Source organism: Vibrio profundum, from assembly GCF_050337555.1.
Classification (GTDB): Bacteria; Pseudomonadota; Gammaproteobacteria; order Enterobacterales; family Vibrionaceae; genus Vibrio; species Vibrio profundum.
In genome coordinates, this window is record NZ_JAKJTA010000006.1 from 37,526 (window position 1) to 54,335 (window position 16,810).

General features: G+C 45.8%; 14 protein-coding genes. 4 read left to right on the forward strand and 10 right to left on the reverse strand.

The annotated features are described in order from the left end of the window. Positions 1–76 precede the first annotated feature (76 nt). From cgtA to rplU, 3 genes are all read right to left on the reverse strand, one after another. Complete coding sequence (gene cgtA / locus L4C34_RS06155; RefSeq protein ID WP_428788470.1) at positions 77–1,246, reverse strand: Obg family GTPase CgtA; 1,170 nt, start codon at positions 1,244–1,246, stop codon at positions 77–79. Between the two features lie 205 nt (positions 1,247–1,451). Continuing rightward, positions 1,452–1,709 (reverse strand): 50S ribosomal protein L27, encoded by a 258-nt coding sequence (gene rpmA, locus L4C34_RS06160; RefSeq protein WP_086982114.1) that lies wholly within the window; start codon positions 1,707–1,709, stop codon positions 1,452–1,454. A gap of 20 nt (positions 1,710–1,729) precedes the next feature. Continuing rightward, positions 1,730–2,041 carry a 50S ribosomal protein L21 gene (gene rplU / locus L4C34_RS06165; protein WP_428788471.1) on the reverse strand — a complete coding sequence of 104 codons (312 nt, stop codon included), beginning with the start codon at positions 2,039–2,041 and terminating at the stop codon, positions 1,730–1,732. 271 nt (positions 2,042–2,312) lie between these two features. Between rplU and ispB the strand changes: the two genes are divergently transcribed. Next, positions 2,313–3,284, forward strand: a complete 972-nt coding sequence (gene ispB, locus L4C34_RS06170) for an octaprenyl diphosphate synthase (RefSeq protein ID WP_428788472.1) — start codon at positions 2,313–2,315, stop codon at positions 3,282–3,284. A 90-nt stretch (positions 3,285–3,374) separates the two neighbouring features. Here ispB and mdh read toward each other — a convergent pair whose 3' ends face one another. Then, positions 3,375–4,310 carry a malate dehydrogenase gene (gene mdh / locus L4C34_RS06175; RefSeq protein WP_428788473.1) on the reverse strand — a complete coding sequence of 312 codons (936 nt, stop codon included), beginning with the start codon at positions 4,308–4,310 and terminating at the stop codon, positions 3,375–3,377. A gap of 234 nt (positions 4,311–4,544) precedes the next feature. On the opposite strand from mdh, the gene argR reads away from it, so the two are divergent. Further along, positions 4,545–5,015, forward strand: coding sequence for a transcriptional regulator ArgR (gene argR, locus L4C34_RS06180; protein WP_428788474.1), 471 nt, complete (start codon positions 4,545–4,547; stop codon positions 5,013–5,015). A gap of 244 nt (positions 5,016–5,259) precedes the next feature. After that, a complete protein-coding gene (locus L4C34_RS06185; RefSeq protein ID WP_428788711.1) occupies positions 5,260–6,234 on the forward strand; it encodes a TAXI family TRAP transporter solute-binding subunit in 975 nt (324 codons plus the stop codon). Between the two features lie 69 nt (positions 6,235–6,303). Here the strand turns inward: L4C34_RS06185 and rraB are convergent, their stop codons facing one another. Then, entirely contained in the window at positions 6,304–6,720 is a 417-nt protein-coding gene (gene rraB, locus L4C34_RS06190) for a ribonuclease E inhibitor RraB (protein WP_428788475.1), read from the reverse strand. 517 nt (positions 6,721–7,237) lie between these two features. Between rraB and arcA the strand changes: the two genes are divergently transcribed. After that, entirely contained in the window at positions 7,238–8,458 is a 1,221-nt protein-coding gene (gene arcA, locus L4C34_RS06195; protein WP_428788476.1) for an arginine deiminase, read from the forward strand. 106 nt (positions 8,459–8,564) lie between these two features. Here arcA and tldD read toward each other — a convergent pair whose 3' ends face one another. The 5 genes from tldD to L4C34_RS06220 are packed head-to-tail and all read right to left on the reverse strand — an operon-like array spanning position 8,565 to position 16,799. Further along, positions 8,565–10,010: a metalloprotease TldD gene (tldD, locus tag L4C34_RS06200; protein ID WP_428788477.1), complete on the reverse strand. Its 1,446-nt coding sequence runs from the start codon at positions 10,008–10,010 to the stop codon at positions 8,565–8,567. Positions 10,011–10,019: 9 nt separating this feature from the next. Continuing rightward, positions 10,020–10,841, reverse strand: coding sequence for a carbon-nitrogen hydrolase family protein (locus L4C34_RS06205; RefSeq protein ID WP_428788478.1), 822 nt, complete (start codon positions 10,839–10,841; stop codon positions 10,020–10,022). A gap of 13 nt (positions 10,842–10,854) precedes the next feature. After that, positions 10,855–14,721 (reverse strand): YhdP family protein, encoded by a 3,867-nt coding sequence (locus tag L4C34_RS06210; RefSeq protein ID WP_428788479.1) that lies wholly within the window; start codon positions 14,719–14,721, stop codon positions 10,855–10,857. Between the two features lie 10 nt (positions 14,722–14,731). Continuing rightward, positions 14,732–16,201 (reverse strand): ribonuclease G, encoded by a 1,470-nt coding sequence (gene rng, locus L4C34_RS06215; protein WP_428788480.1) that lies wholly within the window; start codon positions 16,199–16,201, stop codon positions 14,732–14,734. Between the two features lie 22 nt (positions 16,202–16,223). After that, the gene (locus L4C34_RS06220) at positions 16,224–16,799 is read right to left on the reverse strand and encodes a Maf family protein (RefSeq protein WP_428788481.1); all 576 of its coding nucleotides are present in this window, start codon (positions 16,797–16,799) and stop codon (positions 16,224–16,226) included. Positions 16,800–16,810: the final 11 nt, after the last annotated feature.

The following is a 16,810-nucleotide window of genomic DNA, read 5'->3' on the forward strand; positions in this document are numbered from 1 at the left end:
CTTATTCATCATTGCAGTGGTACAGACAGAAAAAAACCGCAACAGGATATGTGCGGTTTTATCGAATTCTAGTGCGTTAGTCACGGACGTAAATCACGTGGCCATCGTCTTCTTCGTCGTCCCAATCGTCATCGTCATCATCTTCCACAACAACGTTGTCACCACTCATCGCATCCTTGTGGTAGTCATCCCACATGAAGTCGACAGTGTCTTCTTCCTGCTCAAAGATTTCCTCTTTCGGCATGCTTTCCATAAAGTTAGCTAGCTTATAGCATAGCTCTTTAGTGCCTTGCTTATTCACCGCCGAAATCTTGAAGTATTCTTCTTCCCAACCTAATGCGTCTAAGATCTGCTGGATCTTTTCATCCGCATCTTCTTCAGACATAAGATCTATCTTATTGAATACTAACCAACGAGGCTTGTCCGCCAGCTTTTCACTGTATTGCTCAAGCTCATCGAGGATCGTCAGGGCATTTTGCACCGGATCCGATTGATCAACGGGTAGAAGATCGATCATGTGCAACAAGACTCGACAACGCTCTAAATGTTTCAAGAAGCGTATACCAAGACCCGCACCATCCGCTGCGCCTTCAATCAAGCCAGGGATATCTGCGACCACAAAGCTCTTCTCTGCCATCACACTCACAACACCAAGACTTGGTATCAAGGTTGTGAAAGGATAATCCGCGACTTTAGGCTTAGCGGCCGATACCGAGCGAATGAACGTCGATTTACCTGCATTTGGTAAACCTAGCATGCCCACATCCGCTAGCAATAGTAGCTCAAGACGCAGTTCACGTACTTCACCCTTGGTTCCCAGGGTTTTTTGGCGAGGTGCGCGGTTGACTGACGATTTGAAGCGAGTGTTGCCCAGTCCATGCCAGCCGCCTTTGGCGACCATCAATTTTTGACCATGCTCGGTTACTTCGCCAACCACTTCATTAGTGTGAATATCCACCGCACGACTGCCCACAGGCACGCGTAACGTTTTGTCTTTACCACGTTTACCTGTACAGTTACCACCGCTACCATTTTCGCCGCGTTCAGCTGCGTAGAAGCGTTGGAAACGGTAATCAACCAGTGTATTTAGGTTTTCGTCTGCTTCCATATAGACATCACCACCATCACCGCCGTCACCGCCGTCAGGTCCACCTTTCGTTATAAATTTTTCTCGCCAAAAGCTAACGACACCACTGCCGCCATCTCCAGCATCAACTTTAATTACCGCTTCATCAACGAATTTCATCTCTCACCCCGCATGTATTGCGTCGCCATATTGCACTCATTGGCAATATAGATTCTAGCAGATCGCGTCGGTTCGATTTTGGCAAACGCCACACTAATCCAACGGCCTTACTAGAGCTAACTCTTTGTAATATAAATTTATATTCTCTATAAATAAAAAACCCCGCCAAGAAGGCAGGGCTTTGTCATTCAGTTAGAAACTAAACTTATTCAGCTTCGATGCTAACGAACTTACGGTTTTTAGGACCTTTCACTTCAAACTTCACTTTGCCTTCAGCAAGTGCGAATAAAGTGTGGTCTTTACCGATACCAACGTTAGTGCCTGCGTGGAACTTAGTACCACGTTGACGAACGATGATGTTACCTGCAAGAACAGATTCACCACCAAAACGCTTAACACCAAGACGTTTGCTTTCTGAATCGCGGCCGTTACGAGTAGAACCGCCAGCTTTTTTGTGTGCCATTGTTAAACTCTCCTAATTACTTAAGCGTTGATGCCAGTGATTTTCACTTCAGTGAACCACTGACGATGGCCTTGTTGCTTACGAGAGTGCTTACGACGACGGAACTTAACGATTTTAATCTTATCGCCACGACCGTGTTGTACAACTTCAGCAGTTACCTTGCCGCCCTCTACTAGAGGAGCGCCTACAGAAACCTCTTCACCGTTAGCTACCAGAAGAACTTTATCAAATTCAACTGTTGCGCCAGTTTCAACGTCTAATTTCTCTAAACGAAGAGTTTGACCTTCGCTTACTCGGTGTTGTTTACCACCAGATTGGAAAACAGCGTACATATTTTACTCCGCTTTTTCCGCACAGCCTATGCTTATAATTTGAGCAGTTCGGGTGTGCGCTAAACTAATCATCAATAGGGCGCAGATTTTACAGAAAGCACCCCACGTTGACAAGCCATATTTAAAAAAAATTGGTTGATTGCTAATCACTAGGTGATTTTGCCAGAATGATGCCTATTTTGCGTATATTAATCAACGGAAATTAGTGTATTATTCGCAACCAAACACAACTCGATCACCAAGAGCATCTCTTCTCTCAGCTGGATTTACAATGGATTTTAACGCTATCCAAAGACTGACTGCCGACGACATGGCAAAAGTCAACGAAACTATTCAAGATCAACTTAACTCCGACGTGGCCTTAATCAATCAACTTGGATTGTACATTGTCAGTGGTGGAGGAAAACGTCTACGTCCATTACTTGCTTTGCTGTCAGCTCGTGCCCTTGGTTATCAGGGTGAGCAGCATATTATGGCAGCAGCTTTTGTCGAATTTATCCACACCGCGACTCTGCTACACGATGACGTGGTGGATGAATCAGATATGCGCCGTGGGAAAGCCACCGCCAATGCGGCATTTGGTAACGCAGCGAGTGTACTAGTCGGAGACTTCATCTACACGCGCTCATTCCAAATGATGACAAAGCTAGGATCATTTAAGATCTTAGAGCTCATGAGCGACTCGGTAAACGTCATTGCTGAAGGTGAAGTTCAGCAGCTGATCAACTGTAATGATCCTAGCGTCACTGAAGCTGATTATATGCAGGTCATCTATTCAAAGACGGCGCGTTTGTTCGAAGCTGCAACACAAATAGGCGCAATTTTAAGCGATGCTCCAGCGGAAACCGAGTTTGCGTTACAAAATTATGGCAAATACCTCGGCACTGCCTTCCAATTGATCGATGATGTGATGGATTACACGGCAGATGGTAAAGAGATGGGCAAAAATGTCGGCGATGATTTAGCAGAAGGCAAACCGACGCTACCGCTGCTCTATGCTATGCACAATAGCGATAATGAAGACGCCGCTTTAATCCGCAGTGCGATTGAAAACGCCGATGGTATGGCTCACCTAGAGCAAATCTTGGCGATCATGGATAAAACGGGCTCGTTAGACTACACAACGCAGAAAGCTGAGCAAGAAGCCGACAAAGCCATTGCTGAGTTAAGCGTTCTACCGGATAGTGATTATAAACAAGCTTTGGTTACCCTCGCTCACCTCGCAGTAAACCGCAGCAAGTGATCCAGAGATAACGCATCTTTTTAAACAAGATCTTTTATATAAAAAAGCTGATCTATCGATCAGCTTTTTTATTGGATTAAAACAATCTGATTACTTAACGAATTCAACACCCGTTTGAATGTCGTCGTTAAGCGTCTTCAACATATTGTCTAGCGCGGTCTGCTCAAAATCGCTCAGCTCACCATAGCTAAGGATCTCTTCTACACCGTCTTTACCGAGTTTGATCGGTTGAGCAAAGAAACTCGCATGTTCACCGCTACCTTCAACGTATGCACATTCAACAACATTTTTCTCACCATTCAAGGCTTTTGCTAGAGAAAGGCCAAATCGGCACGCTGCTTGTCCCATCGATAGAGTCGCACTGCCGCCGCCCGCTTTCGCTTCAACCACTTCGGTGCCAGCATTTTGAATACGCTTGGTAAGAGCTGCTGTCTCTTCTTGAGTAAACTCAACCCCTTCAACTTGAGAAAGAAGTGGCAGAATCGTCACACCTGAGTGGCCGCCGATAACGGGTACCTTAATCTCAGCCGGATTTTTACCTTTAAGTTCAGCGACAAATGTTTCTGAACGAATAACGTCCAATGTCGTCACACCAAACAGTTTACGCTTATCGTAAACGCCTGCTTTTTTCAGTACTTCAGCTGCGATTGGCACTGTCGTATTCACAGGGTTAGTGATAACGCCAATGCATGCTTTTGGACAGACAACTGCTATCTTCTCAGCAAGAGACTTCACGATACCCGCGTTAACATTGAAAAGATCCGCACGATCCATACCCGGTTTACGAGCAACGCCCGCCGACATAAGCACGATATCTGCACCTTCAAGCGCTGGTGTTGGATCTTCGCCTGCGTAACCTTTGATCGAAACTGGTGTCGGGATGTGGCTAAGATCTGCAGCAACACCTGGCGTCACTGGTGCAATGTCATACAATGCGAGATCTGAACCGGCTGGTAAGTGATTTTTTAGCAACAGGGCTAAAGCTTGGCCGATGCCACCTGCGGCACCCACAACAGCTACTTTCATTGTCGTTCTCCTTGAAATGAGATTTCTTTTTAAAGAGCCAAAATTATAGCAAGCCTGTATTGAATACAATCAGTAAACCTCAGCTTTGCGATGTGACACGCCCCCACCCACCAGCTATCTCTCCCGCAACCTAAACCATGATAGAAATTAGCTTATTTATTCACTGACATAGCTATATTTCGATAGGTGTGCGAAAATATTTGCTGGGAAATAAATAACCAAACTAATAGAACGATGCGCAATTCAGAAAAACAAGATAGCTTAGTTCGCGCTTTCAAAGCCCTACTAAAAGAAGAAAAATTTGGTTCACAAAGCGATATTGTTGACGCCCTCAAGCATGAAGGTTTCGATAATATTAACCAATCGAAAGTCTCGCGTATGCTAACCAAGTTTGGCGCGGTAAGAACTCGCAATGCGAAGATGGAGATGGTCTACTGCTTACCTGCAGAAATGGGCGTGCCAACCGCCTCTAGCTCACTCAAAGAGCTGGTGTTAGGTATTGACCGTAACAGTGCACTGGTTGTAATGCATACTGGACCAGGTGCCGCACAATTGATCGCCCGTCTACTAGATTCACTGGGGAAATCTGAAGGTATTTTAGGCGTTGTAGCGGGCGATGATACTATTTTCATCACACCTACTATGTCTGTGACCACTGAGCAAGTGTTTGAGTCGGTATGTGAACTCTTTGAATACTCAGGCTAATTACGTAATCTCAATGTCCTAGTAAAGAAGTCATTGCTAGGATAGACGAACGATTGAACGCCTAGGGGTAATACACTATTGCCCCACTCCCTCTCCTTTTCCCGTCCCCTCCGGACAGATATAGCGTCTTCTCACTATCATCATATACACTTATTGAGATACAAAAGACTTGTTGGATACGCGGGTTCTTGTCGTCTATCGTCAGATCTGCGTGCGAAAAGAAAAGGAGAGCACCATGAAACCTATGGGTGCCGTTCTACCAATTGCGTTGTGGTGTCTCAGCGTAGCGCCATCACAAGCACAGCAATTCGTCACCATTGGGACGGGAGCCGTCAATGGCGTGTACTACCCGACAGGCAGCGCTATTTGCAAGCTGATTAACCAAGATCGAGAAAAACACCACACTCGCTGTACCGTCGAATCCACAGGTGGTTCACTAGATAACGCTAAGCGACTAAAATCACGACACATTGATTTCGCTATATTGCAATCCGATTGGCAGCATCATATCTACCATGGCAGCAACCGATTTACCCAACAAGGCGGAGATCCACAGTTAAGAGCTATGTTTTCTCTGCACCAAGAACCTTTTAATCTGATCGTCCAAAACCAATCTCAGATCCATAGTATTCAGGATCTTTTGGGATCAAGGGTAGATATAGGGAATCAAGGTTCAGGAGAACGGGCGACGATGGAGAATCTGATGCTCGCAATGAACTGGAAGGCAGATGATTTCTCCAATATTCAACAGCGAAAAGGCTCTATGCGCTCTCAAGCATTGTGCCGCGACAAAATTGACGCCTATGTATATGTCGTGGGCCACCCCAACGACTCGATTGCTGAAGCCGTCACTGCATGCCAGGCGAAATTAGTCTCAGTCACTGGGCCTAAAATAGAAAGACTGGTCGCTTCGCACCCCTATTACACTTTTAGCGCGATTCCAGCTGGCATGTATTCAACTCAAACAAATGAAGTGCAAACTTTCGGCGTCGTTGCAACGTTTGTGACTCATGCTGAGCAATCCAATAACTTAGTCTATCTGATAACGAAGTCCGTTTTTGAAAATCTACACCAATTACAGAATATGCATCCGGCGTTATCTCAACTCAAAGCGAAAGATATGGTCAAGCAGGGGGTAACTATTCCAATGCATCCGGGAGCAATTCGATATTTCAAAGAAGTGGGGCTGCTAAAAAACAAATCCCCTGCCAATGAGTGACAAGGGAATCAATGGTCCGCAGCGTAATCGATAATGAATCAACGCTCGGATTCGACTAGTGCGCTGCTATTAAGCTTCGTCTTCTTCTTCGCCTTCTTCATCATAGATAGCATCCTCACCCTCATAAAAGGTGCCCCAGCCATCATAAATAATGTCGAATTTTTCAGCCAAGTGAACCAACTTTTCCACTTGCTGGTCAATCGCTTCAGGGTCAAGAGTAGATTGCATCACGGCGTCACAGCAATACATTTTAGTGCCGTCTTCGTCTTCACTTTCTTCAGCTTCAAGTACTTCAAAGCCCATTTTAAAAGCTTCAATCACTGCTTTTTCCAGCACGGAGAAGTCTTCAGAGAACAGGTGATGCTCAATGTCGTATAAAGCATCTGGATCACTACCATCTTCTAATAGTGCTTGAATAATCTCTCGTGTATCTTCCTTTTGCATACCAATAAGTTCATCCACAGATAGATATTCGTCTTGAGACATAGTTTTACTCCAGATTGAGGTTAATACAGTGAGCACAGCTCAAACGCACGCAATATCGCATGGTTCTCATCGAAAATCTATACCTATCTTGACTCATTTTCCTCTCCATAAACGCAAATTCTGCTCTCTAGTTGATTCAGAATTTTATAAGGTTAGCCTACGAAGTCGCCAACACGAGCAACTTGAATAGTTATGAATAACCGCCGCACAGAATCAATCCCTTCACAACTGCATGAAAAGACACAATTCATATACCAAACAGCAGTAATTGTGCATAGCCGCCCACTTGCTATGAAAACCTTTTCAACTAACCTTAAACGCTGAATTCGCATAGGAAGGCACATCCATGCAATACGCACAGAAAAAGCTTTTAGAATAATTCGTTAGGATAATGCCTACTTTGTTAGCACTAAATCTAGAAGTGACAGTTTTGTAGCATTTTACTCCGAACAATTCACTTGCATCCTGATAACAATCTTGTCATATATATAAATATAAAAAACAGTAAGGATACACTATGAGTAAGCTGTATGTAGGCTCAGAGGTCGGGCAATTACGCAGAGTTCTGCTAAACCGACCAGAGCGAGCTTTGACTCACCTAACGCCATCAAACTGCCATGAGTTACTATTTGATGATGTATTGGCGGTTGAAGCGGCAGGAAAAGAACATGATATCTTCGCCAACACTCTGATTGAACAAGGTGTCGAGGTATTATTACTGCATGAATTGCTAGTCGAAACACTGCATGTACCAGACGCTAGACAATGGCTGCTCAATACGCAAATTTCAGATTTTCGCTATGGACCAACGTTTGCCAAAGATCTTCGTCATTACTTATCTGAGATGGATAATGAGCACCTTGCCACCGTATTGCTCGGCGGTTTAGCTTATTCTGAATTGCCCATTCGCTCTTCATCCATGCTGCCGAAAATGCATCGACCTCTGGATTTCGTGATTGAACCTCTCCCCAACCACTTGTTTACCCGTGATACGTCTTGCTGGGTCTACGGTGGTGTGTCGTTAAATCCAATGATGAAACCTGCCAGACAAAGAGAGACTAACCACCTAAGAGCTATCTACCGTTGGCATCCTGTGTTTGCTGGTCAAGATTTTATCAAATACTTTGGCGATGAAGATCTCCATTACGACAACGCCAATATCGAAGGCGGTGACGTGCTCGTCATCGGCAAAGAGGCTGTCCTGATCGGTATTTCAGAGCGAACCAAGCCTCAAGGGGTCGAAAACTTAGCTGCCAATTTGTTTAAACACAAACAAGCTAAACAGGTCATTGCGATTGATCTTCCCAAACATCGCTCTTGTATGCATTTAGATACCGTCATGACACATATGGACGTGGATACCTTTTCCGTCTACCCAGAGATCATGCGTAAAGATCTCAACACTTGGCGTCTGACACCTAAAGCCGACGGTGATGTACATGTCGAACAAGTGCCAAGCTACATTCATGCGATAGAACAAGCGCTAGGGCTCGACCAGCTGAAAATTATCACCACGGGTGGTGATAACTATGAAGCCGAGCGAGAGCAATGGAATGATGCCAACAATGTACTTACCGTCAAACCGGGAGTCGTCATCGGGTATGAGCGAAATGTTTATACCAATGAAAAATACGACAAAGCCGGCATTCAAGTCCTCACTATTCCTGGTAATGAATTAGGCCGTGGACGCGGTGGTGCACGCTGCATGAGCTGCCCTATCGAAAGAGACGGCATATAGACTTATCTCTCCGCTTTAGCTAACACAAAAAGAAAAAAGCAAAAACGGTGGCTCTTTGGCCACCGTTTCTTTTTATTCCACCTAAAACCTGACGACCACAATGCCGTTAGTCGGTACCACCGACGGTCAGTGAATCGAGTTTGAGCGTCGGCTGACCAACGCCTACCGGAATACTCTGCCCGGCTTTACCACACACACCAACACCACGATCTAAGCTCAGGTCATTACCGACCATCGAGACTTGCTGCATGGCTTCAATACCAGAGCCAATTAAAGTCGCACCTTTAACAGGGCGAGTTACCTTGCCGTCTTCAATAAGGTAGGCTTCTGAGGTTGAGAAAACGAATTTACCTGAAGTGATGTCGACTTGGCCGCCACCAAAGTTAGGTGCATACAAACCTTTCTTCACTGTCGAAATAATTTCCTCTGGTGAATGCTCACCCGGCAGCATGTAAGTATTGGTCATTCTCGGCATTGGCAAATGCGCATAAGACTCACGACGACCATTACCCGTCGGCGCTTCTCCCATGAGACGAGCGTTCAGCTTGTCTTGCATATAGCCTTTCAAGGTGCCTTTTTCAATCAAGACATTATATTGTCCGTTGACACCTTCATCATCAACATTCAAAGAACCACGTAAGTCAGGTAAGGTACCGTCATCGACAATCGTACACAAATCAGAAGTGACTTGCTGGCCAATCTTACCACTGAATACCGAGGATTCTTTGCGGTTGAAGTCGCTTTCTAAGCCGTGTCCTACTGCCTCGTGCAGCAGCACACCAGGCCAACCAGAACCCAGGATCACTGGCATAGCGCCAGCTGGCGCCGCAATCGCTTCAAGATTCACAAGAGCTTGGCGAATCGCTTCATCGGCATATTGATACGCGATTTGCGTTCCTTGTTCGCTAGTCAGGAAATAGTCGTAGTTAAAACGGCCACCACCGCCAGCACTGCCTCTTTCTCTGCGATCGCCACGTTGCACTAACACACTAATGGACAAGCGTACTAGCGGGCGAATGTCGCCAGCGTAGGTCCCATCGGTGGCCGCAACCAACATTTGTTCATGTACACCACTTAAACTCACGGAGACTTCTTGAACCAATGGCTCTTTGGTACGAATGTACGCGTCCAATTCACTCAGAAGTTCTGTTTTTTTCTGCTTTTCCCAGCAAGCCAATGGGTTCACTGCTTGATAATAGTCAGGCGCTTGCTGACGTTGAAAAGCTTGTACTTGCGCACTTTGGCCCTGTTTGGCAATACCACGAGCCGCAAAGGCGCTTTGCTGCAAACCATCAAGTTGGATTTGATCTGAATAGGCAAAACCCGTTTTTTCGCCAGCGACCGCACGCACGCCAACACCGCGATCGATATTAAACGAGCCGTCTTTAATAATGCTATCTTCTAAGACTAAGGATTCGTGCCAGCTCGATTGAAAGTAGATATCTGCGTAATCAATTTGACGTGTAGCGATGCTTTCCAGCGTGTTGGTAATATCTTGTTCTGTCAAACCAGCTGGTTTGAGTAATGCATCTTCAATGCTATTTATAATCATATCTCACTCTTATCTTTCAATAAAATGGCTACCGAATCGAGCGTGCTCTTTGATCGGCATCTTAGATCTTACTTGCTCAATCAGACCTAAGTCGATTTCAGCAACCAAATTTTCGCTTTCCTGCCGCAGCTGAGCCACCACTTCTCCCCAAGGGTTGATAACCATTGAGTGACCCCAAGTTTTCCGCCCCCCTTCATGGGTACCGGTTTGATTCGCGGCCACCACCCAACATTGCGTTTCAATGGCACGCGCACGCAATAAAACTTCCCAATGCGCTTGGCCAGTCACCGCCGTAAATGCGGCAGGCACCAGTAGAATTTGTGCTCCTTGGTTGGCTAATTCATTGTACAGTGCGGAAAAGCGTAGGTCATAACAAATAGTCAGACCTAATGCGCCAATACAAGATTGAGAGACCTTAACCTGAGACCCTGAAGAAAATATATCAGATTCTCGATAGCGATGATGTGAATCCGCAACATCAACATCAAACATATGCAGTTTGTCGTAATCTTCAATCAACTGGCCGCTAGAATCAAACACCAGCATAGTTGTGGTAACCCGTGCCTCACGCTGGATTGGAAAGCTACCAATCACTAACCACACTTGATGTCGCCGAGCGAGCTCTGCCAGTTGCTTCTGGATTGGGCCATCATGCAACCTTTCAGCGTGCTGATAGTAGTCGGCTTGCTGACCAAAAATCAGGACATTTTCAGGGGTCAAGATGAGCTTCACCCCCTGCTGAGCTAATATTTCGACTTGCATCGTCAAATAGTTGAGATTGTCCGCAACCTTGCGGCTTGACGTCATCTGCACAACAGCGATACGACTCATAAATGGCTCCTTATTACAGCTCACTGCTCAGCTTTTCTGGTAACTGATATTCGCCTTTGGTCCGCGAGATTTCAGTTACGATAGGGTGGTCTAATGGGCCTTTCACTTCATAGTTAACTTGGGTAAAGACTTCAACCACAGGAGAGAGCACCGTTGTCACTGCAAAGACATACAAGGCAGTCAGTGGCGTAACCGCAAATGCAGTTAATACAGGGATGCCAGAGGTAATATCAGGGACAAAATTGACTTCCGCGTCAACTAGCTGAGTATTTAAATTCGCTAGACCTTTGATTTTCATTTCACCGGCGATAGCGTCCATTTTGAGATCATTGGTTACGAATACACCATCGCGTATTTTCCCGCTCCCAGTGATGGAATTAAATGCCATCCCCTTATCAAACACCCCTGTGAAGTCTAACTGCATCTTGCGAATAATGGAGTCGAGGCTAAACAAACCCAACAAGCGCGCAGCGCCGCTCACGTTAGATATCACCCCTTTACCAAATTTACTGTCCAGAGAGCCATTTAGACTATCGATCTGCATCGACCAAGGGGCTCCTTTCCAATCTAACGTTGCGCTGGCATTAAACGGCGCTTTTTGGATTCCAGATGTAATACCAAACCGCTGCATTAAATCGGTGTTGTTGTCACCTTTTAGAACAAATTTCATGTGAGTGTGGCTGTAGTGCTTAGACAAAGACCAATAACCCGATGAGTCAAACTGACTGCTGCCACTATCTAATGACAAATCCTTCCAAGCCAACTTGTCACCCTCACGCTGTAAATCTAGCTTGGCCTTACCGACGCGGTAGCCTTGAAACCAAAAATCTTTGATTAATAGAGTAATATTGGGAACATAGTCATGGAATGAACGATCAAACTCTGAGATCAAGGTTTTACCTTGCTTACCCGCTGCGGCAAATAAATTTTTCCCGCCCAGTTGTTTATCCAGCCCCGGCACGTAAACCTGTAGCCGCTGCAACGATACACTCAAGTCATATGGGTCAAGATAGTGAGCTTCTCCTTCCGCTTCTAGGCTATGAACCTTCATATACCAAGCTAAGCTTTTACGTTTGGCGTTAAGCGACACATCGTGCCAATCCAACGTGGCTAATTGAAGATCCTTAACATCGAGAGAGATACGCTCGGGCGTGGGAATCGCAATAGTATTACTTGGGCTCGCCGCTTTACTTGCCGTCTTATCTTTAGAGAACAACAAGGTTAACCAAGAATCAAGATCCAACCGATCACTGCGAACATCTAACACATTGCCACTAACAGGGCTCGGCTTAAAGTTACCTTTACCGACTAATAGATAATTGGATTGCAGCACTGGAATCGATTTGGTTAGGTCAATTTCAGTTTGATACTTCAGCTTCTGCATAGCAAGGCGAGCGCTTATGGTGCGCTGGTTACCAGAGACTTGCACCTTAGCTTGCTCATCTATCCCAGCGGCTTTATCTAATGGATATGGGTAGTCACTGGTCACCTGTTTAAGATCGGCTGAGCCTTCCGCTTGAAAATTAAAGCCCGACTGTTTGAGCTGCAAATCAACCTTAGCATGCCACGGCGCGCGACCAGAGAGTGGGTCAATCCAACGCCGGCCAACATAAGGGAGCAAGGGTTTAGCTTGCCAATCGCCTTCGACATTAATGCCGACCTTGTAAACCGATTTTTGGTTACGTCCCGCGAAAGAAAGGCTGACAGGCTGAGTCAGCCAAGTCGCCGTAATTTTTTTACTGCTCACTTTATCGTCATTAAAGGCAATATCGCCAGAAACCGAAGATAAATCCATTGGTGGAGCCTGAACCTGCACTTTATTGTTACGCAGTTTGGCGACGCCCCATACGTGAGGCTGTTGCCCGTTGAGCGGAATATCAAGATGAAAATCTGCGCTTACCTTTCCTTGCACTTGTAAGCTATTTAGCGCAGCGCCCACCGAATCTGACAATGGTGTGGCGTTCATATAGGCACGCACCTTAGGGCCAGAACCTTGAGCTCGAGCATGGATTTGAAGGCGACCTTCTGCTGACAAATGTGCCACTTTTCCGCGGAGCAAGCTGGCGGTCATACCATTTAACGTGGCATGACGGGAATTCATATACATTGCATCATTTTGAAACAGCATGTCCATCTGCAAATCGGTAATCGCAGGCCATGACGGTTCAAACTGGAATTTGCCCTGTTGCAGCGGCACGGATGCTTGGAAGATGCCCGAATGATTAGAATACGGGAAATCGGCCAGCCTCCCATACCACAGTATTTTCGCATTCGATACTTGGCCACCTTGAATTGCAGACGCTAAGTAATCGGATAGCTCTTTACCCATAGCAAGCCTTGGCAAATAACGCCAAGTCTGGTCAGCATGCGCTAAACTTGCTTCTGAATAAAAAGACAACAGAGGGCTTTTCGTTTCAGGCACATCAAGGCGGAACTCGCCTAGCACTTTTAAATCAGGTGTCACCACATCGATATTATTCGACCAAAGCGACCAACCATCAGACTGATTTTGCCATACCAGATTAACCTGGCCATCCTCTATTTTTAGAGGCGCTTGAAATACGGGACCATAGGGCAAAGTTTCATTCGTCAGTTGCGCGGAAATAAATGCTTTGCTGGCACTACCACGAATTGTGGCATCCAAATGCTGCGCTGTCGGGAGTAGATACCATTGCGCGATACTGCCATTTTTCAACTCAGCCGAATATCTCAGCGACGGCAAATCCCCCGCCATGGACAGCCGCACGTCTTTTAGGCTTCCAGCAGGGTTGAGCTTATTGAGCACACTGAGAGTAGACGTCGACGGAGCCAATAAATTGATTAGGGGCGTAACAGAGCGGATGTTGATCTCTGAAATATTCAGCAACCAGTCTTTCGGCTGCCAATTCAGTGCAACCCGAAAATCTGGCCAAGCTTTATTGTCCGTTTTCATTTTGAGCGAATGGCTGGAAACTTGCCACCCACTCTGCTGCGGAGACAAGCTTAATACTCCAGACTCAATCGCCAATTGATGCGATTTCTTGTGCTGCCATTCCAACACCGAGGGTTCTAGTTTCACTAACGCACTGATTGGTTTACCGTGTTTTAAGGTCAGCCAAGACTTAAAACTCACCTCACCTTTGCGAATTCCAGTTTCAGATTGTAAGTGCTTACTTAGCCACGGAGTAACCGACACATTATTAGCGGACACATAAAACTGTCCAGAAACACTCGCCAATGAACCATGATCAATAAAGTCTGCATTCACGTGCAACGAATTTAATTTAACGTCAGCTAAACTGACCATACCTTGAAAGCGATGTCGGTGGCCTTGATTTCGCCACCTTAAGGTATCCACGTTTAGAGTTCGGTTCGCGCCCGCTAAAGATTGATAGTTAATCGTGGCATGATTGACACTAAAACCGTTGATCTGGCGCAGCAATAATTGGTCAAACTGTTGAGTAAAAGGATCTTGCTTAGCCGCGGATGAACCCTTAGATGACGCCGTAAACTGACTTAAATCTATCGAACGGATATCTAAAGCGAGTTTGTTGATGCGCAGATCAGAGACAATCGGCCGCCAATTGATCAGCGATTTAAAAACGTCCAACTGTACGTCGATATTACTGGCGTGAAAATGTACGGGTTTGGGTTCAGGGAGAGTGACATCCACTCCGGTTAGCGAGATGTACGGGTGTAGGTTATCCCAATAGCCGCCAATCTGCTGGAACTGAACTTGAACGCCAGTCGCTTGGTTTACCCAAGCGACGATTTCAGGTTCAAAGTGATTGATCTTGGGCAGCAGCACTCGCATCGCGCTGATCGCGATAGCGGACAAGGCTAAAACTGTGACACACAAACATAATAACGAACGGACACAATGCCGAGAAATCTTCTTCACTCTCCACTCACTACATCATGACTACATCAAATTGCTCTTGGATGTATAAGGGTTCAGCTTGTACTTTAACTTGCTTACCGATAAACACTTCAAGCTCGGCAAGCGCGTGAGATTCATCTCCGCTGAGTGCCTCTTCCACCGCTGGCGCTGCATAAACAACAAACTTGTCGGCATCGTATGCTCGGTTAACACGGGTAATTTCGCGTAATATTTCAAAACAAACCGTTTCAACCGTTCTGACACTCCCGCGCCCTTCACAAGTAGGACAACTTGAACATAAAACATGTTCAATACTTTCTCGAGTTCGCTTGCGAGTCATTTCCACTAAACCAAGCTGGGTAAAGCCATTGATATTGGTTTTAACACGATCTTTACTCAACGCTTGTTCAAGCGAGGTAAGCACTCGCTTACGGTGTTCATCAGACAACATATCAATAAAGTCGATGATAATAATGCCACCTAAATTACGTAAACGTAACTGGCGAGCGATTGCTTGAGTGGCTTCAACATTGATATTAAAAATGGTTTCTTCTAGGTTACGTCGCCCAACGAAAGCTCCCGTATTGATATCAACGGTCGTCATCGCTTCCGTTTGATCGATGATCAGATAACCACCAGATTTAAGCGTCACCTTACGTTCCAACGAACGCTGAATTTCATTCTCAGTCTCGAACATATCAAAGATGGGCTTATCACCTTCATATAACTCTAACTTTTCGGTCAATTCAGGCACATATTCAGAAGTGAACTCTTGCAGGTTGTCGTATTCTAAGCGCGAATCGACCAATATTTTGGTGAGTTCGGTACCAACAAAATCTCGCAAAATTCGCTGAGCAAGACCAAGCTCACCATATAAGGTAGTGCGGGTTTTGTATTTGCTTTTACGCTCAACAATTTTTGACCACAAACGCTTCAAAAACGCCGCATCTTGAGACAGCTCTTTTTCATCGGCGCCTTCTGCCGCCGTGCGAATGATAAATCCACCATGCTCATCGCAATAATGGGTTACTACCGCTTTCAACCTATCGCGCTCTTTTTCACTTTCAATACGTTGCGAAACGCCAACATGGCTCGCGCCAGGCATAAATACCAAATAGCGAGACGGCAGAGTTATATCTGTGGTTAGACGCGCACCTTTAGTGCCAAGAGGATCTTTAACGACTTGCACAACGATGTCTTGTCCAGGACGGACCAATTCAGCGATATCACGGACTTGAAACTGTCTTTTTTCTTTTTCAGACACGCATTCAGTGTGCGGCACAATATCAGAAGCGTGTAAAAACGCCGCTTTCTCTAAACCGATATCAATAAAAGCTGCCTGCATACCGGGTAGCACTCGGCTCACTTTACCTTTGTAGATATTGCCGACAATACCGCGGCGCGCTTCACGTTCAATATGAATTTCTTGTAGGCTACCCGCTTCGATCATCGCGACTCGGGTTTCACTTGGGGTGACATTTAATAACAACTCAGCACTCATGGGCGCACCTCTTTATTATAATTTATAAGAATTCGTGCAAGAGCTGATCAGTTTCATACAACGGCAGGCCGACAACGGCGTGGTAGCTACCTTCCATACGAGTAACAAACTTACCGCCGAGCCCTTGAATCGCGTAACTTCCAGCTTTATCGCTTGGTTCACCAGTTTGCCAATAATGTTCAATGTCTGCCGAAGATAAAGGTTTGAACCAAACCTTAGTCGTGATCACTGTACTTTGTTGTTCGTGTTCACTGATCACAGCAACTGAGGTTAGCACCTGATGACACTGGCCTGATAAGCGTTGCAGCATCTGCTGTGAATGAGCCAGATCGCGCGGTTTCTCCAACACCTCCCCATCAATCACCACTATGGTATCGGCGCCGATGACGACAGCATCTGGGAAACTTGTTAAGCAAGCTTGCGCTTTCTCAATGGCCAATCGATTCACATAGTGTTCCGGCAATTCGTTTGGCTGACGCCTTTCTTCGATGTTGGCTGCGCTCACCGCAAACTCATAACCCAGCTGAGCGAGCAGCTGCTTTCGCCTCGGTGACGCTGATGCTAATACAATCTGTTTATTTATCTGTTTGTTTGCCATGATTGGTCTCC